The sequence below is a fragment of the Mesorhizobium sp. UC74_2 genome (assembly GCF_042701485.1).
Taxonomy (GTDB): domain Bacteria; phylum Pseudomonadota; class Alphaproteobacteria; order Rhizobiales; family Rhizobiaceae; genus Mesorhizobium.
Genome location: NZ_CP170562.1, coordinates 2,444,522 through 2,465,944, shown reverse-complemented (window position 1 = coordinate 2,465,944; position 21,423 = coordinate 2,444,522). Strand labels below are relative to the sequence as shown.

Annotated in this window: 19 protein-coding genes; 9 read left to right on the top strand and 10 right to left on the bottom strand. The window is 60.3% G+C overall.

Going from position 1 to position 21,423, the window contains the following annotated elements:
• Positions 1–133 precede the first annotated feature (133 nt).
• Entirely contained in the window at positions 134–2,044 is a 1,911-nt protein-coding gene (locus ACFJIU_RS11810; protein WP_379073057.1) for an ABC transporter ATP-binding protein/permease, read from the bottom strand.
• Positions 2,045–2,477: 433 nt separating this feature from the next.
• Between ACFJIU_RS11810 and ACFJIU_RS11805 the strand changes: the two genes are divergently transcribed.
• A complete protein-coding gene (locus tag ACFJIU_RS11805; RefSeq protein ID WP_379071497.1) occupies positions 2,478–3,851 on the top strand; it encodes a class II 3-deoxy-7-phosphoheptulonate synthase in 1,374 nt (457 codons plus the stop codon).
• Between the two features lie 57 nt (positions 3,852–3,908).
• Here ACFJIU_RS11805 and ACFJIU_RS11800 read toward each other — a convergent pair whose 3' ends face one another.
• The gene (locus ACFJIU_RS11800) at positions 3,909–4,313 is read right to left on the bottom strand and encodes a hypothetical protein (RefSeq protein WP_379071494.1); all 405 of its coding nucleotides are present in this window, start codon (positions 4,311–4,313) and stop codon (positions 3,909–3,911) included.
• On the opposite strand from ACFJIU_RS11800, the gene ACFJIU_RS11795 reads away from it, so the two are divergent.
• Positions 4,312–5,214, top strand: coding sequence for a LysR substrate-binding domain-containing protein (locus ACFJIU_RS11795; protein ID WP_379071491.1), 903 nt, complete (start codon positions 4,312–4,314; stop codon positions 5,212–5,214). The two genes, ACFJIU_RS11800 and ACFJIU_RS11795, sit on opposite strands and share 2 nt — an antisense overlap.
• On the opposite strand, the gene ACFJIU_RS11790 is transcribed toward ACFJIU_RS11795, so the two are convergent.
• The 3 genes from ACFJIU_RS11790 to ACFJIU_RS11780 all read right to left on the bottom strand — a co-directional run bounded on the left by ACFJIU_RS11790 (position 5,188) and on the right by ACFJIU_RS11780 (position 7,511).
• Complete coding sequence (locus ACFJIU_RS11790) at positions 5,188–5,961, bottom strand: RES family NAD+ phosphorylase (protein ID WP_379071488.1); 774 nt, start codon at positions 5,959–5,961, stop codon at positions 5,188–5,190. The two genes, ACFJIU_RS11795 and ACFJIU_RS11790, sit on opposite strands and share 27 nt — an antisense overlap.
• Positions 5,921–6,301, bottom strand: coding sequence for an antitoxin Xre/MbcA/ParS toxin-binding domain-containing protein (locus ACFJIU_RS11785; RefSeq protein ID WP_379071485.1), 381 nt, complete (start codon positions 6,299–6,301; stop codon positions 5,921–5,923). The genes ACFJIU_RS11790 and ACFJIU_RS11785 overlap by 41 nt, the downstream gene beginning before the upstream one ends.
• Before the next feature lie 139 nt (positions 6,302–6,440).
• Positions 6,441–7,511: a diguanylate cyclase domain-containing protein gene (locus ACFJIU_RS11780; RefSeq protein WP_379071482.1), complete on the bottom strand. Its 1,071-nt coding sequence runs from the start codon at positions 7,509–7,511 to the stop codon at positions 6,441–6,443.
• Positions 7,512–7,874: 363 nt separating this feature from the next.
• Here ACFJIU_RS11780 and ACFJIU_RS11775 point away from each other — a divergent pair, with 363 nt between their 5' ends.
• A complete protein-coding gene (locus tag ACFJIU_RS11775; protein WP_129415426.1) occupies positions 7,875–8,234 on the top strand; it encodes a diacylglycerol kinase in 360 nt (119 codons plus the stop codon).
• Positions 8,235–8,239: 5 nt separating this feature from the next.
• Here ACFJIU_RS11775 and ACFJIU_RS11770 read toward each other — a convergent pair whose 3' ends face one another.
• Both ACFJIU_RS11770 and ACFJIU_RS11765 read right to left on the bottom strand, forming a co-directional pair.
• On the bottom strand, positions 8,240–8,794 hold the full coding sequence (locus tag ACFJIU_RS11770) for a DedA family protein (protein ID WP_379071479.1): 555 nt from the start codon (positions 8,792–8,794) through the stop codon (positions 8,240–8,242).
• Positions 8,795–8,832: 38 nt separating this feature from the next.
• Positions 8,833–9,411: a DUF1003 domain-containing protein gene (locus ACFJIU_RS11765; RefSeq protein ID WP_379071476.1), complete on the bottom strand. Its 579-nt coding sequence runs from the start codon at positions 9,409–9,411 to the stop codon at positions 8,833–8,835.
• A gap of 96 nt (positions 9,412–9,507) precedes the next feature.
• On the opposite strand from ACFJIU_RS11765, the gene ACFJIU_RS11760 reads away from it, so the two are divergent.
• The 5 genes from ACFJIU_RS11760 (at position 9,508) to gltX (ending at position 16,084) form a co-directional block, all read left to right on the top strand.
• On the top strand, positions 9,508–10,221 hold the full coding sequence (locus ACFJIU_RS11760) for a DNA-3-methyladenine glycosylase I (protein WP_379071473.1): 714 nt from the start codon (positions 9,508–9,510) through the stop codon (positions 10,219–10,221).
• A gap of 85 nt (positions 10,222–10,306) precedes the next feature.
• Positions 10,307–11,983 (top strand): NAD+ synthase, encoded by a 1,677-nt coding sequence (locus ACFJIU_RS11755; RefSeq protein ID WP_379071470.1) that lies wholly within the window; start codon positions 10,307–10,309, stop codon positions 11,981–11,983.
• 2 nt (positions 11,984–11,985) lie between these two features.
• Complete coding sequence (locus ACFJIU_RS11750; RefSeq protein ID WP_379071467.1) at positions 11,986–12,390, top strand: GNAT family N-acetyltransferase; 405 nt, start codon at positions 11,986–11,988, stop codon at positions 12,388–12,390.
• A gap of 369 nt (positions 12,391–12,759) precedes the next feature.
• Positions 12,760–14,562, top strand: a complete 1,803-nt coding sequence (locus ACFJIU_RS11745) for an ABC transporter ATP-binding protein (protein ID WP_379071464.1) — start codon at positions 12,760–12,762, stop codon at positions 14,560–14,562.
• 148 nt (positions 14,563–14,710) lie between these two features.
• Positions 14,711–16,084: a glutamate--tRNA ligase gene (gene gltX / locus ACFJIU_RS11740; RefSeq protein WP_379071461.1), complete on the top strand. Its 1,374-nt coding sequence runs from the start codon at positions 14,711–14,713 to the stop codon at positions 16,082–16,084.
• Here the strand turns inward: gltX and ACFJIU_RS11735 are convergent.
• From ACFJIU_RS11735 to ACFJIU_RS11725, 3 genes are all read right to left on the bottom strand, one after another.
• A complete protein-coding gene (locus ACFJIU_RS11735) occupies positions 16,002–17,102 on the bottom strand; it encodes a DUF2865 domain-containing protein (protein WP_379071458.1) in 1,101 nt (366 codons plus the stop codon). The two genes, gltX and ACFJIU_RS11735, sit on opposite strands and share 83 nt — an antisense overlap.
• 62 nt (positions 17,103–17,164) lie before the next feature.
• Positions 17,165–19,495 carry an NADP-dependent malic enzyme gene (locus ACFJIU_RS11730; protein ID WP_379071455.1) on the bottom strand — a complete coding sequence of 777 codons (2,331 nt, stop codon included), beginning with the start codon at positions 19,493–19,495 and terminating at the stop codon, positions 17,165–17,167.
• Between the two features lie 158 nt (positions 19,496–19,653).
• On the bottom strand, positions 19,654–20,433 hold the full coding sequence (locus ACFJIU_RS11725; RefSeq protein ID WP_379071452.1) for an SDR family oxidoreductase: 780 nt from the start codon (positions 20,431–20,433) through the stop codon (positions 19,654–19,656).
• A gap of 114 nt (positions 20,434–20,547) precedes the next feature.
• Here ACFJIU_RS11725 and ACFJIU_RS11720 point away from each other — a divergent pair, with 114 nt between their 5' ends.
• On the top strand, positions 20,548–21,384 hold the full coding sequence (locus ACFJIU_RS11720; protein ID WP_379071449.1) for a UDP-2,3-diacylglucosamine diphosphatase: 837 nt from the start codon (positions 20,548–20,550) through the stop codon (positions 21,382–21,384).
• Positions 21,385–21,423 lie beyond the last annotated feature (39 nt).

Here is a 21,423-nt window from a genome sequence, read left to right as displayed (position 1 = left end):
AAGGCGATGATCGGCTTTGGCTGCCACTGCGCGTCACGATGGTCGGTGCGAACTTTCAGATCGCGCCGATGTCCATTCATCGAGCCGGTATCGGTCTGGGTCACCCTCCAGGCCAATGAAGGCTGTGGAACAGCTACTTTTGCCTGAGCCGCATGCGTGTGATGCGCGCCCAGCCATCCTCCAGCCGCGGTGCCTTGGCGACCGACCGCGCAGGCGGGTTGGCCAGGATGGTGGTGATCTCGCGCGGCAATGTCGGCACCAGCGGCTTCTTGGTGGCGATGCCATCGGCGATGCTGAGAACGCTGTTGTAGAATTCCTCGCCGCTCGCCGAGCGTGGCGGAATCGCTTCGTGCATCACGCTGATGACGATGACGTCGGGACAGTTGTCTTTGATCACCTGATGGAATGCTACCTTGCCCTGAGGATCAAGCGCTGCGGTCGCTTCATCCAGGAACAGCAGGCCCGGCTGCTGCAGAAGAATCCTGGCAACGATCAGTTTCTGCTTCTGGCCGCCGGAAAGAACCTGGTCCCAGCTGTGATTGTCGCGTGTCGTCTCGGACAGATATTCGATGAATTCACCGAGGCCGGCGCGGTGCAGGGCAGCAGCGGCCTTGGTGTCGGAATGATCGTCGGGTGAATCCGGCAGGCAAACCAGCTCCTTCAGCGATACCGGCGGCAGTTTCACTTCCTGCGCTGCGTAGAAGGTTTTCACTCCTTCCGGGAAAACGACGGTGCCGCGCCCGTAAGGCCACAATCCATTGATCGCCTTGATCAGCGAAGTCTTGCCGCTACCGGATTCGCCCTTGAGGAAAGTCCATTCACCGCGCCGGAAGCGAAGCCGTTCCGTCGTCACGAACGGTTCGGCGTCGGCTCCCTTCTGCATCAGTTCGAGATGCTGGATGGTCAGGCCGAACACCGGGTTCTGATGCGTGTATTGGAAGTCCGAATGACCTGATTGGCGATAGAAATCGGCGGGCTGCTGGACACTTTCGATGGCGTCCGCCAGTTCTATGACACGGCGGCTGTTGGCTCTGAGCGCTGCGATCGCCGGCATGACATGGATGAACCACGAGCACTGGCTGATCAGCGAATTGACCAGCTCTGCGCCGGTAATGTAGCCCTTGAGGTCGATCTTGTTGTGGATGAACGGGATCAGGCCAGGCCCGTAGGCGACAATGCGGGCGCCGATGAAGTTGTAGACCAGCTCAAAGGATGAATAGCCGGCATTGACGCGGTTCAGGCGGCCCCATGTCTTGTCGATATCTTCATAGAGGCGGCCGTGCATGGCCTTCTGGACTTCCTCGCCGCGCGCGGCTGCGACATGGAATGAGCGGCGCAATAATGTCGTCAATTCACCACGATAGCTGCCCTCGGCCTGTTGCATCCTGACCGATAGCCGCTCAAGCATGCCGCCGAGCTTCATGGCGATCCAGGTGTTGACCGGGACGTAGGTTGCGACTGCCGCCAGCGCCAGCACGGCGCTGCCATAGTCGCCGAGGAATTCCAGTCCCGCGACTTCGGTGGAGTCTGCGATCAGCTTCTGTCCGACAAAGAACAGGGAGGTGGCCACCGCCAGCACGCCCATGGCAAGCCCGATGGCGCCGCCGGTCATATCCTTGATCGATTCCTGCACGCGCTGGTCGATGTTGTCGGGCGCTGGCCCGTCGCCCCCATTCTGGGCATGGAAATGCGTGTGGTTTGGATCGAGCAGTGCGTCATTGAAGCGGCCGTTCAACCAGCCGCGCCATTTGCGATGCAACGTTGCCGAAACCAATGTGCGGGTGCCGGTGATGCCGACATCCTTGATGATGACGAGCAAAACCAGCCAGCCGGCATTGCTCAGCAGCGAGGTGAGGGGCGTTGTGTTGGCAGCATCGTGGAAGAAGGCAATGGAGTTGACCAATTCGCCGGAAGCTATCGCGAACCAAACGCCTGTCTTGCTGGAAAGTGCCGTCAGCAGAGCGATGATGGCAGCCAGTGCCCATGCTTCTCGCCACCGGTCCGAGAACCAGTATGCCCGCATAAGGCCCCAGAAACCGCGCATCGAAGAAACCGGCGTCCGGGTTGGCGGTGTTGCCGTATCGTGGCGCCGCCGTTTCAGCATTGAATGGCTCGGTCTATCGACCCGAATCACTTCCCGCCCAAACCTCTCTAGTTTTGTTACACAGAGTAACACCAATTGATCATTTTCCGTTAACATTCTCACTAAATGGTTAGCAACGGTCTGTGATTGGCTTCACCCACGTGGCTGATCCGCCACAGTGACGCTAGGGTAAGGTCTTGCCCGGAAAGCTGGTTTGGTGCCTTCCGCGCAAACGGCGTAAGCCTCCAGGGGCTAGCATAAGTCGTTCGCGTCCCTGCCAAATCCGGGCTAGAATAGGAAACCGGCTTCCTGTATGGAGCCGCATCTCCTTGTTAGGGAGCGAAGGGCTTGGGCGATGGTGCCGAAGCGTGGAAAGCGCGTTGGGTGCGACAAGATGACAAAGTGGTCCCCGAATTCCTGGAGAGCGAAGCCGATCCAGCAGGTTCCCGCCTATCCGGACCTCTCCGCGCTGAAGGAGACCGAGGCGCGTCTTGCCAGCTTCCCGCCGCTGGTTTTCGCTGGTGAGGCCCGCAAGCTGAAGAAGCAACTGGCGGCTGTGGCCAATGGCGAGGCTTTCCTGCTTCAGGGCGGTGACTGCGCCGAGAGCTTTGCGGAACATGGCGCGGACAACATCCGCGACTTCTTCCGCGTGTTCCTGCAGATGGCGGTTGTGCTTACCTTTGCAGGATCGCAACCCGTGGTGAAGATCGGCCGTGTCGCCGGTCAGTTCGCCAAGCCGCGTTCGTCCGACAATGAAACCAAGGGCGAGACCACTCTGCCGAGTTACCGCGGCGACATCATCAACGGCATCGAATTCGACGAAAAGTCGCGCATACCCGATCCAGCCCGCCAAGAGATGGCCTATCGCCAATCGGCCGCGACGCTCAACCTTCTGCGGGCCTTCGCCCAGGGCGGCTACGCCAGTTTGGAAAACGTGCACCGCTGGATGCTCGGTTTCGTCGCCGACAGCCCACAGGCCGAGAAATACGAGGCGCTCGCCAACCGCATCACCGAAACCATGGATTTCATGCGGGCGGTCGGCATTACCTCGGAAACCAATTTCGCGCTGCGCGAGACGGATTTCTATACCAGCCATGAAGCGCTGCTGCTCGGCTACGAAGAGGCGCTGACCCGTGTCGACTCGACCTCAGGCGACTGGTACGCCACGTCGGGTCACATGATCTGGATCGGCGATCGTACCCGCCAGCCGGATCACGCGCACATCGAATATTGCCGCGGCATCAAGAATCCGCTCGGCCTGAAGTGCGGTCCGTCGCTTACGCCGGATGGTCTGCTGGAACTGATCGACCTGCTGAATCCCGACAACGAGCCTGGCCGGCTTACGCTCATTGCGCGTTTCGGCGCTGATAAGGCCGCGGACCATCTGCCGAAGCTGGTGCGGGCGGTGAAGAACGCCGGCCGCAGCGTGGTGTGGTCGTGCGACCCGATGCACGGCAATACCGTGACCGCCGCCGGCTACAAGACCCGCCCGTTTGAACGCATTCTCAAGGAAGTGCAGACTTTCTTCGACGTGCACCAGGCGGAAGGCACGCATGCAGGCGGCATCCATATCGAGATGACGGGCAAGAACGTCACCGAATGCACCGGTGGCGCTCGTGCCATCACGGCGGAGGACCTGCAGGACCGCTATCACACCCATTGCGATCCGCGCCTCAATGCCGACCAGTCGATCGAACTGGCTTTCCTGGTGTCGGAATTGCTCAAGAAGAGCCATGTGCGCCAGCCGCATACGCAGGCGGCCGAGTAGAGCATTGGATGACAGGAAAAAAGGCGCCGGAACCGGCGCCTTTTTTGTTTCAAGCATTCAATCTGCCAATGTTTGGTTTTTGACGCCCAGGCGCGGTTTCATCGGACCGGAACGGGTGTTGCCATCCTCGCCGACCGGGGTTCCACCTGTGCCTGGAAACAGGATCTCGAGGGCCGCGGGCTCTCGCAGCCGCAGATAGGTTTGCTCGTCGGCTCGCCACAGGCCGATATCGCGCAGTTGCGCGTCGTTCATCCGGTTGAACGAACCCGCGCTGTCAAAGCGGCGCACACCGACGACACCGCGGCGTGAGACGCCCAGCCCAGCGATAAGTCTTCTCAGCAGCGCTTTCATCTTGGCCTCTGGATTCGGCGAAATCGTGCGAAAGCAAAGATGGTGGGTATCGACTGGCCTGACAAAGCGAAATATCGCAATCTGCCATAAAGAATGCTTATGTATGCGCATGAAGCTGCCGCCTATTGCCGCCATTCGGGCCTTCGAGGCCGCCGCCAGGTATCAAAGCTTCACGCGCGCTGCCGAAGAACTCGGCATGACACAGGCAGCCGTCAGCTATCAGATAAAGCTGCTGGAGGCTCGCATTGGCGTTCCGCTTTTTGTGCGCGAGCCAAGACAGGTGACTTTGACGGCGGCAGGTCGAAAGCTGTCACCAAAGGTTACGGAGGCGCTGGACCTGCTTGGCTCCGCCTTTGTCGAAGTCGCAAGGAAGCCCGATCTCCATCTGATCATATCGACGCTGCCGACGGTTGCCTCGACCTGGCTTGTTCCGCGTCTGCCGTCTTTTCAGGCCGCCAATCCCGAAGTTCGGATCAAGCTGCATACGTCGAACGACAGCATCGATTTTGTCAGGGAGGACATCGATGTGATGATCCGCGGCAGTGACAGCGTGCTGCCAGAGCACGAGGTCTTCTCGCTGTTTCCGATGGAGTATGCGCCCGTCTGCACGGCCGAATATCGCGAACGGCATGCCATCGCGCAACCCGCAGATCTTCTGAAGATCCGCAGGTTTGGAGCGCTTAGCTGGTGGGCACGCTGGCTCGCCGGCGCCGGCGTCGAGAATGCTGGCGACGACAGCCGCATGGATCTGGTGATCGGCGTTCAGAGCATCGACGTCGGATTGACCTTGCAGGGGCAGGGAGTGGCGATGGTGATGCCGATTTTCTTCGCTGACGAATTGAACAGCGGCCGGCTCATACGGCCTTTCCAGCATATCGGGCATGACGATCGCAGCTACAGCCTGGTCTACCCAAAGTCGCGCCGGCAGTCGCGGAAGATCAGGCTTTTCCGCGAATGGGTCATCGCCGAAGCGGAGGCGACACGATCAGCCTTTGCCGCGATCCCAGTTTAATTCGGCAAGTCGCGGGTCGCCGGCAAACGCCGTGCGTCCGAAACCGATGCGGCGCGGCGGAAATTCACACAGGGCCTGCACGCCGGAGGCACTGAGGCGCACACGCCAAGTCTGCCACTCCATCGGTTGCGGGCTGCTGAAGATCGTACACGTCAGCAAAGCGAGGTTCCTGCCGTCCGGATCTCGTGCGGACTGGTAACGGATGGCTTTCAGACCTGCTTCGCGCGCGTTGTCCGCAAGAGTCTGACAGGCGACATAGTCGGTTGGATGTGTCCATGCGCCTTTATTGCTGTCCAGTGGCGGTCTGGTGAGGTCCAGTACCTTGTCGGTGCGGTACGCGGCTGAAAAGGCGGTGTACTCGGCGGCGTCCTGTGGCCATGGCGTATCGGGGGATTCCGCAAAGAACAGCAGCCGGTAGAACGACATTTCCGCGACTGCGGTGGCGATGGTTTCCGCCGCGTAGTAGACGCCGAGCGTCCGACCGGCACGGCGGAATCGCGAGCCGTAAGGATAGACGGAACCATAGCGGAACGGGGTGGCGAGCAGGTAGTGCAGATGCCGGCATTCATGCGGAATATGCGGCTTGGTGTCTTCTATCAGCTCTTCCAGGAGTGTCTGTTCATCCAGCGTATCGACGAGCTTCAGCGTGGAGACGTGATGCTGCGCCTCCACCATGCGCCAGCACTGCCCCCCGAGGCCGATTGCCTCAGACGAGAGCGCGGCGGGCGTCCAGATAGCCGATGACATCGACGAGTCCGGTAACAGTCAGGATTTTCTCCAGCGGCTTGCCGTCAAGCGCCGTGTTGGCGTTGCGCAGCCATGCGCGCGCCACGGTCTCGTCACCACCGGTGATGGCGTCGAGCGAGCGAAACAGGCGTATGAACAAGACTGCCAGTTCGAATGGTTTGGAACCTCTGTCGAGCAGGAACTCGCTCCTGCGCATGCGCGAAACCGTGGCCTCGGACACGCCGATGATCATGGACAAGGCTCGCGCCGTCACGTCCAACCGTTCCGCGGCCCGCAGCGTTGCCTTGGTGATGACAGCACTTTCTTCCGCGCTAGGGGCTGGTGCGATCCTGGTCGACATGGCTCATCCTTTCTGCTGCAAATATAGGGCAGAAAAGTTCATTGTGAAAGGTTTTGATGAAAATTAGAACAAAACAAGAACCCGGCAGCAGCGAAGCTTGATGCGTTGCTTTAGCCTTGTTCCGGCCCTCGTTGGGGATCTAGTCTTTCTTGTAGATCAGCCAGTTCTTGCTGGCGCGTCCGCCCATGACCGAATGGCGTGTGACGCGATTGCGGCCCTCGACCTTGGAGCGGTAGAGGGCCCGGTCGGCCTTGGAATAGAGATCTTCCGGTCCGATAGCCTCGGAAGCCATGCAGATGCCCATCGATATCGTCACCGTACCGTAGCTGGCGCCACTCTGGCTGCTGACGAAGGGAGTTTGCTCAATCAGGATGCGGATACGTTCGGCGATGTCGAAAGTGGCTTCCTCGCTGGCGCCTTCGATGATGAGGGCGAATTCCTCGCCACCTGTGCGGGCAACGAAGATGCCGCTGGAGACGCTGGTCTGGAAGACGTCGGCGATGTCCTTGAGGATCTTGTCGCCCACCGGGTGGCCGTAGCGGTCGTTGATTTCCTTGAAGCGGTCGATGTCCGCCAGGATCAGGGCGTTGAACAGGATGCCCTTGTTGCTGTTGTAGATACGCGCGATCTCGGCATCGAAAGCACGGCGGTTCCAAACCTGGGTCAGGGGATCGGTGTCGGCGAGGCGCTTGTATTCTTCGAGCTTGGATTTGACGCTTTCAAGCTCGGCCGTCTTGTCGCCCAACGTGCTTGCAACCTGCTTGCCATGATCGATGGTCGAGGCGGTTGCCGTCGAAACCGCGCCAACGATCTTTTCCAGGAGTTCCTTGGAAATCACGCTGCGGTTGGCAAGTCCATCGGAAGTTTCGTCGAGTATCTTGCCGTATTTCTCGATATGGCTGCGCTCGTTGCGCAGCAGCGAGGCAATATCTTCCAGCTCGCGTGCCAGAACATCACGCACGTGGTCGACGATGCCGTGCTTGTGGTTTTGAGCGAAGAACCTGCGCCCGATCCGGTCCAGATCATCCTGGCTTGGCCGCTTGCTGAGGTCGAGCACGGCAAGGCTGAGCTCCGGATTTGTCCCGGCCAGCGCTTCATAGAAAATCTCGTAATTGCGAGGCATCGCAATGACGCCGAGTTGCCGCATCGTGGCCACGACTGTGGTCGCAATATCGGAACTCCGCTCGGGCGTGACGGCTGCCGGCTGCATTTGGACCCAATTCCCCCATCGGAACCGACGCGAGACAAAGGTCTCTAAGCTGCCGGTTGCAGAACTCATTTCGAAGTCGAATCCACACGAAAGACGTTCCGCCAACGACTTTCGCTCGCAAGACCTTAGATGTGCTAGCGCTAAAGTTTTCTTAACCTGCCGATTTTCCGGCGCATTTTTCTACTTGAGGCTGTGCTTGTTATGCAAGAGCAGGCAAAGATATTTTTGTCGGCTTTCATTCGAGGCGTAGAAGAACTGGATTCGGCAATCTTGGTTGCGGATGGCTGGAGGATATCGGATAAGCACGCCAATCCATCGAAAAGGCGCAATCGACAGGCCGATCGTCGGAAAGGGACAGACTTCATGAAGCGGCTGATCGACGCCTTCCATAATTCCGTTCGTGCGTTCCGCCGCCTCGCGCAAAGCGAAGCGGCTTTCCAGCAGGAGTTGATGCTGCTTGTACTGGCCATTCCGCTTGGCTGGTTCGTGGCGACAAGCTGGAGCGGCTATGCGCTGCTGATCGGTGCGGTTCTGGTCCTTATCATGGTGGAAGTCCTGAACACCGGCATCGAGGCAACCTGCGATGCCATCAGCCGCGAGTTCAATATCGATATCCAGCTCGCAAAGGATTGCGGCTCGCTGGCAGTGTTGATTTCCATTGTTCTTGCTGCCGGTATCTGGCTGTTCGCCATTGTCGAGCGCCTTTACGGCGCGCCGATCTGATTTGGCTAGCCAGCCCGGCGCTCGCGGGCTTTTTCACGGCGCAGCAGATGTCGGGCAATGGCGATTGCGGCCGTCATGACGATAACGCCGATCGCGAATGCAACCAGCAGGCGTTCGTGATGGAGCAGGGCGCGGCCGACGATTTGTTCCGCACCGAGACCGAAGAGATAGCCGAAGCCGCAGAATAACGTCGCCCAGACTGCTGCGGAGATCGCGTTCAGAACCAGGAACCGCGCTGTCGCGATTCCGGAAAGACCGGCAACCACACCGCCCAGGATGCGCATGCCGTAGATATAGCGGTTGGACAGCACGTAGATGTTCGGGTGGTCGGTAACGAGCTGCCGGGCGCGGTCGAAGCCGGGCTTGCGGCTGATACGCCGAACAAGTCCGGTTTGGGCAAAGCTTCTCCCTAGCACAAAGAAGGCGGTGTCCCCGGCAAACGCGCCGGCAAACACGGCCAGCAGGGTCTGCCAGAGCGCGAAGACATGCTGATGAGCAAAGAAGCCACCGAGTATGGCAATGGTTTCACCTTCTGCCAGGCAGCCGAGGAAAACGGCCATCAATCCATAGTGTTCGACGAACTGATGGAGGGTTTCCGTCATTTGCGTGAACGCGTCGGGCGGACGGGCACCGACAGCTTTTGTTCGAGTTGCAGCATCTGATCGGCAAGGTGCTTGATGTCCTCGCGCATCGCCATGATCTGGCTGTGCCGCAACTCGTCCAGCTTTTCGTGCAGCGCCATGATTTCGATTTCGGCCTTGAGATTGACCTCATAATCGTGCGCTGCGGCGATGCGGTCGCGTTCAGCCTGCCGGTTCTGCGACATCATGATGACCGGTGCCTGGATTGCAGCCAGCATCGACAGCACCAGATTGAGGAAGATGTAGGGGTAGGGATCGAACGCTCCGCTGACCAGAACGACACTGTTGAGCAGTGCCCAGGCAATCAGGAACACCATGAAAGAGATGATGAAGGCCCACGAGCCGCCGATCCTGGCCACCGCATCGGCAATGTGTGCGCCGGTCGTGGCGCGCTGTTGATCGGCCTCCCCGGAATAGAAGGACACCGTTTTGCGGTCGATAGCGCTCTGCAGCACGCGACGTTCGCTGTCGGTCAGTGCATCGGCGTTGCGCGACAGCCAGCGGCTGGCCAGTTCCGCCATGGTCCTGCGTTGCATCTGCTCCTCCTTGCCGACGCTTGCACGTGCCGGCGATCTATAGAAGATGGTGCGAACATTTCATCGCGGCCCAAGCCGCAATCCGGGAAGGGCGACATGCTCGATTTTCAGCAGATTCGCGCCCGCGCCGCAAAGCGCAAGGGTGGCGATGCGGTTCTCGTATCGCTGCTGGGGGCAACACCCGACAATGCCGCGCTTGCGAAGGTACCCGACGATCGTGTGCTCTCGACGATGGCTGAGCGCGTTTTTGCTGCCGGTTTCGTCTGGAGCGTTATCGAACAGAAATGGCCGGGTTTCGAGGAAGCCTTTCTCGGCTTCGAGCCGAAACGATTGCTCTTCCAGCCCGATGATTTCTGGCACGATCTGGCGTCCGACAAGCGCATTGTGCGCAATCCGCAGAAAATCCGCTCCGTGCGGGACAACGCTGTCTTCGTCGAGCGAGTTTCCAAGGAACACGGTTCCTTCGGCAAGTTCCTGGCCGCATGGCCGGCGGCTGACCAGGTCGGGCTGACCGGCTATTTGTCCAAGCACGGCAGCCGGCTCGGCGGCAACACCGGCCAATACCTGTTGCGCTGGCTGGAGTGGGACAGCTTCATTATATCGAGAGACATGTCGGCTGCGCTGCGCGATGCCGGACTCGACATCGCCGAAAACCCCACCTCCAAGCGCGACCTCGATAAGATCCAGGCGCAGATCAACGTCTGGGTGGCTGAAACCGGCTTGCCGCGCAAACACATCTCGCGCGTCCTGTCGATGTCGATCGGCGAGAACCACGCGCCGGAGGCCATACGCGAATATACCGGGGAATGAGCATTATGCTCATATTGAGCATTGGCATAAGCGGTCACCGGCCTTGTCCGTTGCAGGCGCAAGGTTGCCACGCTAAACCCTAGCCATGACCAAGACCGCTCCCGATACGCTTCGCATCGCCGTTGCCCAGTTGAACCCTACCGTCGGTGACATAGCCGGCAATCTCGCCAAGGCGCGCGAGGCGAGGGCGGATGCAGCCCGTCAGGGCGCAGACCTTGTCCTGTTCACGGAACTCTTCATTTCCGGCTATCCGCCGGAGGACTTGGTGCTGAAGCCGGCCTTTCTGCAAGCCTGTCTCAAGGCGATTGAAGGGTTGGCGCGCGATACCGCAGATGGTGGACCTGGCATCATCATCGGATTTCCGCGGCAAGGCGAAAAAGGCAAGCACAATTCGGTGGCCGTACTCGACGGCGGCAAGATCCTTTCCACGCGCGACAAGGTTGACCTGCCAAACTATGGCGAGTTCGACGAGAAGCGTGTCTTCTCGGAGGGATCGATTTCCGGTCCGACGAATTTCCGCGGAGTTAGGATCGGTATCCCGATCTGCGAAGAGATATGGAATGATCTCGGCGTCTGCGAAACGCTGGCCGAGAGCGGAGCGGAGCTGCTCCTGGTGCCGAACGGTTCGCCTTATTACCGTGGCAAGCTCGACGTGCGCCATCAGGTGGCGCTGCGCCAGATCATTGAGAGCGGTCTTCCGCTTCTGTTCGCCAACCAGATTGGCGGGCAGGATGAACTCGTCTTCGACGGCGCGAGTTTTGCCTTCAATGCGGACAAGACGCTCGCTTTCCAGATGAGCCAGTTCGAAGAGACGCTTGCCGTTACCGAATGGAAGCGCACCGCCGATGGTTGGGTGTGTGCCGAAGGGCCGATGTCGAAAATCCCGGAAAAGGAGGAGGCCGACTATCGCGCCTGCATGCTGGGGCTGCGCGACTACGTTAACAAGAACGGCTTCAAGAATGTGGTTCTGGGCCTTTCCGGCGGCATCGATTCCGCGATCTGCGCTGCCCTTGCCGTCGATGCCCTGGGCGAGGAGAGGCTGCGCGCGGTGATGATGCCATACCGCTACACCTCCAAGGATTCCCTGAAGGACGCCGAGGACTGCGCGCGTGCGCTCGGCTGTCGCTATGACATCGTGCCGATTTTCGAGCCGGTCGAGGGATTTTCTCATGCGTTGACGCAACTCTTCGAAGGCACCAAGGAAGGCATCACCGAAGAGAATTTGCAGAGCCGTGCCCGCGGCACGATACTGATGGCGATCTCCAACAAGTTCGGCTCGATGGTCGTCACCACCGGCAACAAGTCTGAGATGTCGGTCGGCTATGCCACGCTCTACGGCGACATGAATGGTGGCTTCAATCCGATCAAGGACCTCTACAAGATGCAGGTCTACGCGCTTTCGCGCTGGCGCAACACGCATGTGCCGCCGGGTGCGTTAGGCCCTTCAGGGGAGGTCATTCCGAAGAACATCATCGACAAGGCGCCGTCTGCCGAATTGCGCCCGAACCAGACCGACCAGGATTCGCTGCCGCCCTATCCGGTTCTCGACGACATCCTGGAATGCCTTGTCGAGAATGAGATGGGGGTCGACGATATCGTAAAGCGCGGTCATGATCGCGCCACCGTCGAGCGCATCGAGCATCTTCTTTACATTGCCGAATACAAGCGCCGGCAGGCTGCTCCAGGCGTGAAGATCACCAAGAAGAATTTTGGCCGCGATCGCCGCTATCCGATCACCAATCGTTTTCGCGATCGGGCCTGAGCGTGCCGGAGGTCGAGATTTCCTTCGATCCCGGGCGCATCGATTTCTCGGCGACATCAAGGGTCATCAAGGAGAGTTACTGGGGTGCGCAACGCAGTGACGCCATCCACCGCCGGGCTTTCGACAACTCGCTCTGTGTCGCTGCCTTCATGGATGGCGAACAGGTGGGATTTGCCCGCGTGATCACCGACTATGCCTGTTTTGCCTATCTGTGCGACGTCATTGTGTGGCCGGATCGCCGCGGTGCCGGCATTGGCAGGAAGTTGATCCGCGCGTTGCTCGATCATCCGGATCTTGCAACCGTGGGAGGCTGGAGCCTGCGAACCGCCGATGCGCATTCGCTCTATGCCGGCTTCGGTTTCCAGGTTTCCACCGATGGCAAGACGATGCATTTCAGGCGCGGCTGATTGCCGCCGCCCGTGATCCGAGTGTTGCAGCATAGCCTCACCGGTTGTGCCAAGGCAGTTTTGTGACAGCCGCGGGGTTGGCGTGGCAAAATGCCTCTCCTATAAGTCCCCATCCGCGATTCCCTGATCGGGAGGATACGAATGATGGCATTTGAAAAATCCATACGAGGTAACGAGGCTTAGGTCTTCGAGGCTGTTCCTGAGGGAACACGCCGTCGCAGAATAGGCTTTGGAATTCCTCGAGCGCCGCCCCGCAAGGGGTTGGTCGAATCCATTTTCGCATCCGCATATACGACGGCGCTGAGCCCTCAACGCGGTGTTTTCTTTACACTTTTTTCGGGATCAGGCACGATTGTGCCTGCAAACGTCATGACTCGTTTCAAGATCGATTTGCGCGCTGGCGCATTCGGCAGCGTTCTCGGCTTCACTCTGGTTCACTGGCGGCGCCAGCCGTTCAGGGTGCTGTTCATCATGCTGATGATTTTGCTTTCGACGATGGCCGACGTGCTGACACCACTCTATTCCGGCCGTCTGGTCGATGCCGTGGCCTCGGGTGCCGCATCAAATGAAGAGGCTTGGAATGCCGCGGTCACTGCATTCGCTGCATTGATCGGACTGGCATTGTCCTCGGTCATTTTCCGCAATTTTGGTTTCTACGGCATCGTGGAACTGACGCTGAAGATGATGTCGGACATCTGCGCCGACGCTTTCCATCGTGTCCAGCGCTTCTCGACCGACTGGCATGCCAATTCTTTTGCCGGCTCAACAGTGCGTAAAGTTACCCGTGGCATGTGGGCACTCGACCTGTTGAACGACACGATCCTTGTCGCGTTGTTCCCGTCCGTCGTCATGCTCGTGGGCTCGACGGTGCTGCTTGGCTGGTATTGGCCGATGATGGGCCTGGTCGTCGCGATCGGCTCGCTCGTTTTCATCGCTGTCACGGCAATCCTGTCGCTCGCCTATGTCGCGCCCGCAGCAAGGCTCGCCAACGCGTGGGACACGCGACTTGGCGGCGCGCTTGCAGATGCGGTCAGCTGCAATGCGGTGGTGAAAGGCTTTGGCGCGGAGGCACGCGAGGAGCAGCGACTGGCCGAGGTTGTCACCAAGTGGCATCACCGCACGGGACGCACCTGGAACCGGGGCACGGTCAACGGCACCACGCAGGGCGTGATGCTGCTGGTCCTGCGGGCGGCGGTGATTGGTGTCGTTCTGCTGCTCTGGCTGCGCGGACAGGCGACCGCTGGCGATGTCGCCTTTGTGCTGACATCCTTCTTCGTGCTGCAGGGATATCTGCGCGACATCGGCATGCATATTCGCAACCTTCAGCGCTCGATCAACGATATGGAGGAACTGGTCGACTTTCAGGCGCAGCCGCTCGGCATCGAGGATGTGCCGGGAGCCGAGCAGGCCCGTATCACCGACGGTGGCATCGTGTTCGACCACGTCACCTTCCACTACGGCAACCATCGTGAGCCGCTCTACCGCGACTTCTCGGTGGCGATCGAGCCCGGCGAGCGCGTTGGCCTCGTCGGCCATTCAGGGTCGGGCAAGACGACCTTCGTCAAGCTGATCCAGAGGCTCTACGACATCAGCGGTGGCCGCATCCTGATCGACGGCGAGGATATCTCGCAGGTCACGCAATCGTCGCTGCGCCAGCAGATCGCCATCGTGCAGCAGGAACCGATCCTGTTCCACCGCTCGCTTGCCGAAAACATCGCCTATGCCAGGCCCGATGCCACCCAGTCGGAGATCGAGGAAGCGGCGCGCCTTGCCAGTGCGCACGACTTCATCACCCGGCTCCCCAAGGGCTACGGCACGCTGGTCGGCGAGCGCGGCGTGAAGCTCTCGGGTGGTGAGCGCCAGCGTGTGGCGATCGCCCGCGCTTTTCTGGCGAATGCACCGATCCTGATCCTCGACGAGGCGACGTCAAGTCTCGACTCGGAATCGGAGGTGCTGATCCAGCAGGCAATGGAAAGGCTGATGGTCGGGCGCACCACGCTGGTCATCGCACACCGGCTGTCCACGGTGAGGGCGCTAGACCGGTTGTTGGTCTTCGATCGGGGCAAGATCGTCGAAGAAGGCTCGCATGACGAGCTTATCCGCCTGAGCGGCGGCATCTACCGCCGGCTGTTCGAGCGGCAGGCGCTGGAATTGACCAAAGGGCTGGTCTGATCCGGCAATCCTCTGAAAACAAAGCGGGCCGCTTCGAAGGAGGCGGCCCGCAGCTTTTTTCGCTTGATCGGAATTCACCATATTTCCGACCGATCGAGGTTTTAAGGCGCGCCTTGCCAAGGTCCAACTCATCCGCTACGCCCCGTTCATGACAGTTACCGTCCGTTTTGCTCCGTCTCCCACCGGCCGCATCCATATCGGCAACGCGCGTACCGCGCTTTTCAACTGGCTGTTTGCGCAAAAGCACAAGGGCCGCTTCGTTCAGCGTTTCGATGACACCGACACGGTGCGCTCGAAACAGGAATATGCCGACTCCATCCTCTATGATCTGCATTGGCTGGGCATCTTCCCGGATGCTACCGACTATCAGTCGCGGCGCGTGCACATCTACGATGCCGCCGTCGAGCGCCTGAAACAGGCCGGGGTGCTCTATCCCTGCTTTGAGACGCCCGAGGAACTGGATCTGCGGCGCAAGATCCGGCGCACACGCGGCTTGCCGCCCGTCTATGGACGGGAGGCACTGACCCTGACCGCCAAGCAGCTCGCCGACCTCGAGGCTGACGGACGTCGTCCGCACTGGCGTTTCCTGTTGCCAAACTTCAAGAGCGATCCCCAGGAACCGGAACGCACCGATATTCATTGGAACGACCTCGTTCGCGGCGAGGAGACCGTCGATCTGGCCTCCGTGTCGGATCCGGTTCTGGTTCGTGAGGATGGCACCTATCTCTACACGCTGCCGTCTGTGGTCGACGACATCGAGATGGGCATCAGCCATGTCATCCGTGGTGATGACCATGTCACCAACACCGGCGTTCAGATTGCCTTGTTCAAGGCGCTGGGAGGGGAGGTGCCGGTCTTTGGCCACCACAATCTCCTGACCACGACAACCGGTGAGGGGCTTTCGAAGCGCACTGGTTCGCTCTCGATCGAAGGGCTGCGTTCGGACGGTATCGAGCCGATGGCGGTCGCTTCCCTCGCCGTCTTGATCGGCACCTCGGAAAATGTCCAGCCAATGCAGAATATGAGCGAACTGGCAGCGCATTTCGACCCCGCCGCGACCTCGAAATCCGCCGCCAAGTTCGACCCGGAAGAGCTGGTTGTGCTGAACCGTGGCCTGATGCACACGCTGTCCTTTGCAGACGCGCGTGACCGCCTGGCGGTACTTGGCATATCCGGCGACGACGCAGAGCAGTTCTGGGGCATCGTCCGCGGCAATCTCGACCGGTTGAGCGACGCGGTCTCCTGGTGGCGTATCGTTCAGGAGGGGCCGCTCGATAGACCTGAATTCGAGCCCGAGGAACTGCAGTTCGTGCGCGAAGCGTTCGATCTCCTGCCGGAAGAGCCCTGGACGGCAACGGTCTGGAAGGACTGGACCGCTCGGGTCAAGGATGCGAGCGGCCGCAAGGGTAAGGCGTTGTTCCTGCCGCTCAGGCTGGCGCTTACCGGACTTGTTTCGGGGCCGGAGCTTGCAGATCTATTGCCGCTTCTGGGTCGGGAAGGAACGTTGGCCCGACGACCCTGATCTTGCGCTGTTCCGGCGGCAATGCAGAGACGGGAGAGACCTCTGGTTTCTTCACCATCTGGCGCATGATCTCTATGTCGAATCCACCTGCCGCATTGGCTTGCGTCTCGGGATCGTCGGCGAGATCTGGCTTGTCCGTCGGCGTCGGCAGGAAGCCGGAACCAGCATCGGTTCCGGGCTGTGCAAGCGGCGGGTTGCCGCCGATGATCTTGAAATTCTGCGCTGCGTTGCAGCCGCAACCTTGCGGCAGTGGCTGGTCGGGACTCTTGTAGAGAAAAGCTGACGGAAGTTCGGAATAGGGGCGCCCGGTTCTCGATGACGTCATCGCTGCGGGATCGCCCGTCATGCCGCGCGAATAAAAAACCTGCATTTCCGTGCCGGGGCAGCCGGCGTTGCAACGATTCTGGTCGCGCTGGAAGTCACTGACGGCGGCGGCATTCGACATCGGGAAGAAGTAGCCGTCGCAGGTACGCACGCACATCGTGCGGAATTCGCCGGATGGCGACGGGACGAGAGCTGCACCGAGCGCTGCTTCCTTCGCTCCGGATTCCACCTCGCCATCTGGCTCGTCTGCCTGAACTTGCTTTTGCTGCGTCGGTTTGTCGTCGCAGTCATTGGTTTCCAGCGCCGCCAGCAGGCGGCTTCGATCGCGACGCGGCGAGGCATTTCCCATTTGCGCCCGCTTGCGCTGAAGTTTGTCGAGGTTGGCGTTCATCCGGTCGATGGCCGTGTTGAGTGCCGCGCACTGACTGACGCTGCCGCCGAACAATGAAAAACCACACCCGGCGTCGCGCGCCTGAGCGCGTGCCTTGGCCAGTTCGTTGTTCTGGCGGGCGATGGCGCCGTCATAGCGACGCTGCTGGCCCGCACCACCGCCTTTTTGCAGGGAAGCGAGCTCTGCCCTCAGCTGACGGCAGATGCGAGAGGCGGCCTCGGCACGGGGCAGGGAACAAAAGACCAGCGCGATGACGCAAACCAGCGTCCATGCAAGCGCCTGCCTTCGATTCACCCCGGTCATCATTGCCCGCCTGTGTCGGGCAATGAAAATAAGGCGGGCCGGTTAAGCTTCTCTTGAGTTCGTCAACCACGCGGCGCATGAAGCGCCGCCTGTGCCTTATGCGAGGCCTCGACAACGGCCAGCGCGGTCATGTTGACGACGCCGCGTGAGGTCACCGAAGGAGTGAGGATATGCGCCGGCATGTCAGTGCCGAGCAGGATCGGGCCGACATGCAGGGCGTCCAGCATGGTTCGAAGTGCCGTCAATGTGATGTTGGCGGCATCGAGGCTGGGAAATACCAGCAGATTGGCTTCGCCCTTCAGGCGCGAATGTGGATACACGCGCTGACGCAGGTGCTCTGACAATGCCGAATCCGCATGCATTTCACCGTCGCATTCCAGTTCCGGCGCGATACGCGCCAGGATATCGGCAGCCTTGCGCATCTTCAGGGCGCTTGGCGCATCGCGAGAACCGAAATCCGAAAGCGAGAGCAGGGCAGCCTTCGGCTCGATGCCGAAGCGGCGAATTTCCTCGGCAGCCAGGATGGTCATCTCGGCGATCTCTTCGGCGCTTGGATCGATCGAGACATAGGTATCGGTGAGGAACAAAACGCCGCGCTGCGAGATCAGCATCGAAAGCGTCGAAAGGTCATGATCGGTGATGCCTGGACGCGGCCCGATGATCAGTGTGACGTTGCGCAGATGACGCGCGAAACGGCCTTCGAGACCGCAGATCATGGCATCCGCGTCACCGCGTTTCACCGCAAGAGCCGCAATCACCGTATTGTCGGTGCGCACCATGGTCCGCGCCGCCTCCGGCGTGATGCCACGACGGCCGCCCAGCTCGATCAGCAGGTCGACATAGTGGCGGTAGCGCGGGTCTTCCTCGGGATTGATCAGGCCGAAGTCGACGCCGGGCTTGATGCGCAGGCCATAGCGTTTGAGACGAACCTCGATCACATGCGGACGGCCGATCAGGATCGGCTCGGCGATACCTTCCTCGAGCACCACCTGGGCTGCCCGCAGCACCCGCTCGTCCTCGCCATCGGCATAGATGACACGCTTGGCGCTGGAGCTTCGGGCGGTTGAGAACACCGGCTTCATGACGAGGCCGGAACGGAAGACGAAGCGGTTCAGCTTGTCGAGATAAGCGGCCATATCCGCGATCGGACGTGTTGCCACGCCGGTATCGCAGGCTGCCTTTGCCACCGCTGGCGCGATGCGCAGGATGAGACGCGGATCGAACGGTGACGGGATCAGGAAATCCGGCCCAAAGATCGGCGTTTCGCCGGAATAGGCGCGTGCTGCGACGTCCGAGGGCTCTTCGCGTGCAAGTGCTGCGATCGCGCGCACGGCAGCCATCTTCATTTCTTCGTTGATGGCGCTGGCACCGCAATCCAGCGCGCCACGGAAGATATAGGGGAAACAGATGACGTTGTTGACCTGGTTCGGGAAATCCGAACGTCCGGTACAGATCATGGCGTCGGGGCGGGCAGCCCGCGCGACTTCCGGCATGATTTCAGGCGTTGGATTGGCCAGCGCCAGGATCAGCGGTTTCTCGGCCATCCCTTGCAGCAATTCGGGCTTGAGCACGCCGGCGGCGGACAGGCCGAGGAAAACATCGGCACCAGGGATGACATCGGCCAGCGTACGGGCTTCGGTGTCCTTGACGTAAGGGTCCTTCCAGCGATCCATTTCCTCGACACGGCCCTTGTAGGCAACGCCAAAACGGTCGGTGACCCAGATGTTCTCGATGCTGGCACCGAGCGAAACAAGCAGGTTGAGGCAGGCAAGTGCCGCAGCGCCAGCTCCCGACGTCACGATCTTGACGTCTGCTATTTTCTTCCCGGCCAGCTCTAGCCCGTTGAGGACGGCAGCAGCGACGATAATGGCGGTGCCATGCTGATCGTCATGGAAAACCGGAATGCCCATGCGGGCCTTCAATTGCTCCTCGACCTCGAAGCATTCGGGCGCCTTGATGTCCTCCAGATTGATGCCGCCAAACGTCGGCTCCAGTGCCGCGACCGTCTCGACCATGCGGCTGATCTCAGGTGCCTCGATCTCGATGTCGAAAACGTCGATGCCCGCGAATTTCTTGAACAGGACTGCCTTGCCTTCCATGACCGGTTTGGAAGCCAGCGGGCCTATGTTGCCAAGGCCGAGCACGGCCGAGCCGTTCGAGATCACGGCGACAAGATTGGCGCGCGCCGTGTAGTCGGCGGCAGTCGCCGGATCATCTTTGATGGCGAGGCATGGCGCGGCAACCCCCGGAGAATAGGCGAGCGCGAGGTCGCGCTGGTTGCCAAGCGGCTTGGTTGCCTGGATCTCCAGCTTTCCGGGGATAGGGTGCTTGTGGAAGAAGAGCGCGGCCTCATCCAGATCCGAACGTGCCGCCTTGCTCTTGTCGCCTGCCATGCTTTCCCGCCTCCTGTTGCGTCACCCCTTTTAGCATGGGTCGCCATTTTTTCGAGGCGCGATGTAACGCACCTCCGTGTTTTTCACATCGGCGGGAAATCATTGCAGATCAATGCGTTGCTGGCGGAACCTGCGGGCAGGTTCGCAAATTTCCCTGGCTAGAAGGCGCTGACGTAAAGCCCGCCATCGACCGGAATGTTCTGCCCCGTCAGATATCCCGCATGGACCGAGCACAGGAAAGCGCAGATCTGGCCGAACTCGTCCGGCGTTCCCAGCCGCTTGGCGGGAATGTCGGCGGCAAGACGTGCCTTGCGTTCCGTGGCGGCGTCCGCCGTCTCGATCGAGCCCGGTTCATGCGGCCCGCGCAGACGGTCGGTGTCCAGCTTGCCGGGCAGCATGCTGTTGATGGTGACGTTGCGGTCGATAACCGTGCGGGCGACGCCAGCGAGAAAGGACGTCAGCCCCGCCCGCGCGCCAGAGGACAGATCGAGACCGGGAATCGGTACATAGACCGAGAGCGAAGTGATGTTGACGATGCGTCCGAAGCCGCGTGCCGCCATGCCATCAATGACAGCTTTCACCAGTTCGATCGGCGTGACCATGTTGTTGGTGACGCCTTCCAGGATCTTTTCGCGGTCCAGCTCGCGAAAGTCGCGATAGGGTGGTCCGCCATTGTTGTTGATGAGTATATCCGGATCCGGACAGGCCGCGATCAAGGCCTTCTGTACCTCGGGTTTCGACACGTCACCGACCACCTCGACAACACGCACACCGAACCGTTCGCGGATTTCCGTCGCGGTTTTCGCCAGGAGCACGGGATCGCGGCCATTGACCACGAGATCGCACCCTGCTTCGGCCAGCGCTATCGCGCACCCGCGTCCCAGTCCCTTGCTCGATGCGCAAACGATCGCCTTCCTGCCGCGAATGCCGAGATCCATGTCCCAAAACCTCCGATTGGATACGCAAGGCTAGCGAAAAGGCTGGCCCAATCGCAACCGTCATACGGTTGTTGCATGAATCGATGCATAGCCAGCGCGAAAGGTGAGATCGCGATGTCCAGCGCCAAACCACGCATGTTCCGCTCCATCTTCATCTCGGATGTGCATCTGGGATCGAAGGCGGCCAAGGCAGAATTCCTGATCGATTTCCTGCGTCATCACGATGCCGATACGATCTTCCTTGTCGGCGACATCGTGGACGGGTGGCGGTTGCGTCGCAGCTGGCATTGGCCCCAGGCACACAACGACGTGGTCCAGAAACTGCTGCGCAAGGCTCGCAAGGGCAGTTCGATCACCTACATCGCCGGCAATCACGACGAGTTTGCCCGCCAGTTCCAGGGAGTGCACTTTGGCGGCATCGTTGTGGCCGACCGTGCCATTCATGAAACGGCCGATGGCCGCCGCATGCTGGTCATCCATGGAGATCAGTTCGACACGGTCGTGCACAATGCGCGCTGGCTCGCCTATTTCGGTGATTACGCCTACGACGCGGCGATGCTGATCAACCGCGGTGTCAGCCGCTTCCGCAAAGTCTTCGGCATGCCGTACTGGTCATTCTCGTCCTGGGCCAAGGTCAAGGTGAAGAAAGCCGTCAATTTCATTGGTTCCTTCCAGAATGTGCTTACCGAGGAAGCACGACGGTCGGAGGTCGATGGTGTGATCTGTGGGCACATCCACCACGCCGCAATCGAAACTGTCGACAGCGTCCAGTACATCAACACCGGTGATTGGGTGGAAAGCTGCACGGCTGTGGTCGAGCATTTCGATGGTCGTTTCGAAATCCTGCATTGGGCGCATGTCATGCCCGAAGCGCCGTCGGCGGAACCGGTACTGGTGCCGGTGACCTTTGATGTCTTGCCGGCCAAGGTCAGGGCGGCGGAAGCGGCCTGACGACTGCTGATCCCGCAAGCCTCCGATACCCACAATATT

What these genes read in the sequence shown, in the direction of transcription:
- ACFJIU_RS11810 (WP_379073057.1), bottom strand. Translation starts at nt 2,044, where the DNA reads ATGCGCGGTTTCTGGGGCCTTATGCGGGCATACTGGTTCTCGGACCGG.
- ACFJIU_RS11805 (WP_379071497.1), top strand. Translation starts at nt 2,478, where the DNA reads ATGACAAAGTGGTCCCCGAATTCCTGGAGAGCGAAGCCGATCCAGCAG.
- ACFJIU_RS11795 (WP_379071491.1), top strand. Translation starts at nt 4,312, where the DNA reads ATGAAGCTGCCGCCTATTGCCGCCATTCGGGCCTTCGAGGCCGCCGCC.
- ACFJIU_RS11800 (WP_379071494.1), bottom strand. Translation starts at nt 4,313, where the DNA reads ATGCGCATACATAAGCATTCTTTATGGCAGATTGCGATATTTCGCTTT.
- ACFJIU_RS11790 (WP_379071488.1), bottom strand. Translation starts at nt 5,961, where the DNA reads ATGTCATCGGCTATCTGGACGCCCGCCGCGCTCTCGTCTGAGGCAATC.
- ACFJIU_RS11785 (WP_379071485.1), bottom strand. Translation starts at nt 6,301, where the DNA reads ATGTCGACCAGGATCGCACCAGCCCCTAGCGCGGAAGAAAGTGCTGTC.
- ACFJIU_RS11780 (WP_379071482.1), bottom strand. Translation starts at nt 7,511, where the DNA reads ATGCAGCCGGCAGCCGTCACGCCCGAGCGGAGTTCCGATATTGCGACC.
- ACFJIU_RS11775 (WP_129415426.1), top strand. Translation starts at nt 7,875, where the DNA reads ATGAAGCGGCTGATCGACGCCTTCCATAATTCCGTTCGTGCGTTCCGC.
- ACFJIU_RS11770 (WP_379071479.1), bottom strand. Translation starts at nt 8,794, where the DNA reads ATGGCCGTTTTCCTCGGCTGCCTGGCAGAAGGTGAAACCATTGCCATA.
- ACFJIU_RS11765 (WP_379071476.1), bottom strand. Translation starts at nt 9,411, where the DNA reads ATGCAACGCAGGACCATGGCGGAACTGGCCAGCCGCTGGCTGTCGCGC.
- ACFJIU_RS11760 (WP_379071473.1), top strand. Translation starts at nt 9,508, where the DNA reads ATGCTCGATTTTCAGCAGATTCGCGCCCGCGCCGCAAAGCGCAAGGGT.
- ACFJIU_RS11755 (WP_379071470.1), top strand. Translation starts at nt 10,307, where the DNA reads ATGACCAAGACCGCTCCCGATACGCTTCGCATCGCCGTTGCCCAGTTG.
- ACFJIU_RS11745 (WP_379071464.1), top strand. Translation starts at nt 12,760, where the DNA reads ATGACTCGTTTCAAGATCGATTTGCGCGCTGGCGCATTCGGCAGCGTT.
- gltX (WP_379071461.1), top strand. Translation starts at nt 14,711, where the DNA reads ATGACAGTTACCGTCCGTTTTGCTCCGTCTCCCACCGGCCGCATCCAT.
- ACFJIU_RS11735 (WP_379071458.1), bottom strand. Translation starts at nt 17,102, where the DNA reads ATGACCGGGGTGAATCGAAGGCAGGCGCTTGCATGGACGCTGGTTTGC.
- ACFJIU_RS11730 (WP_379071455.1), bottom strand. Translation starts at nt 19,495, where the DNA reads ATGGCAGGCGACAAGAGCAAGGCGGCACGTTCGGATCTGGATGAGGCC.
- ACFJIU_RS11725 (WP_379071452.1), bottom strand. Translation starts at nt 20,433, where the DNA reads ATGGATCTCGGCATTCGCGGCAGGAAGGCGATCGTTTGCGCATCGAGC.
- ACFJIU_RS11720 (WP_379071449.1), top strand. Translation starts at nt 20,548, where the DNA reads ATGTCCAGCGCCAAACCACGCATGTTCCGCTCCATCTTCATCTCGGAT.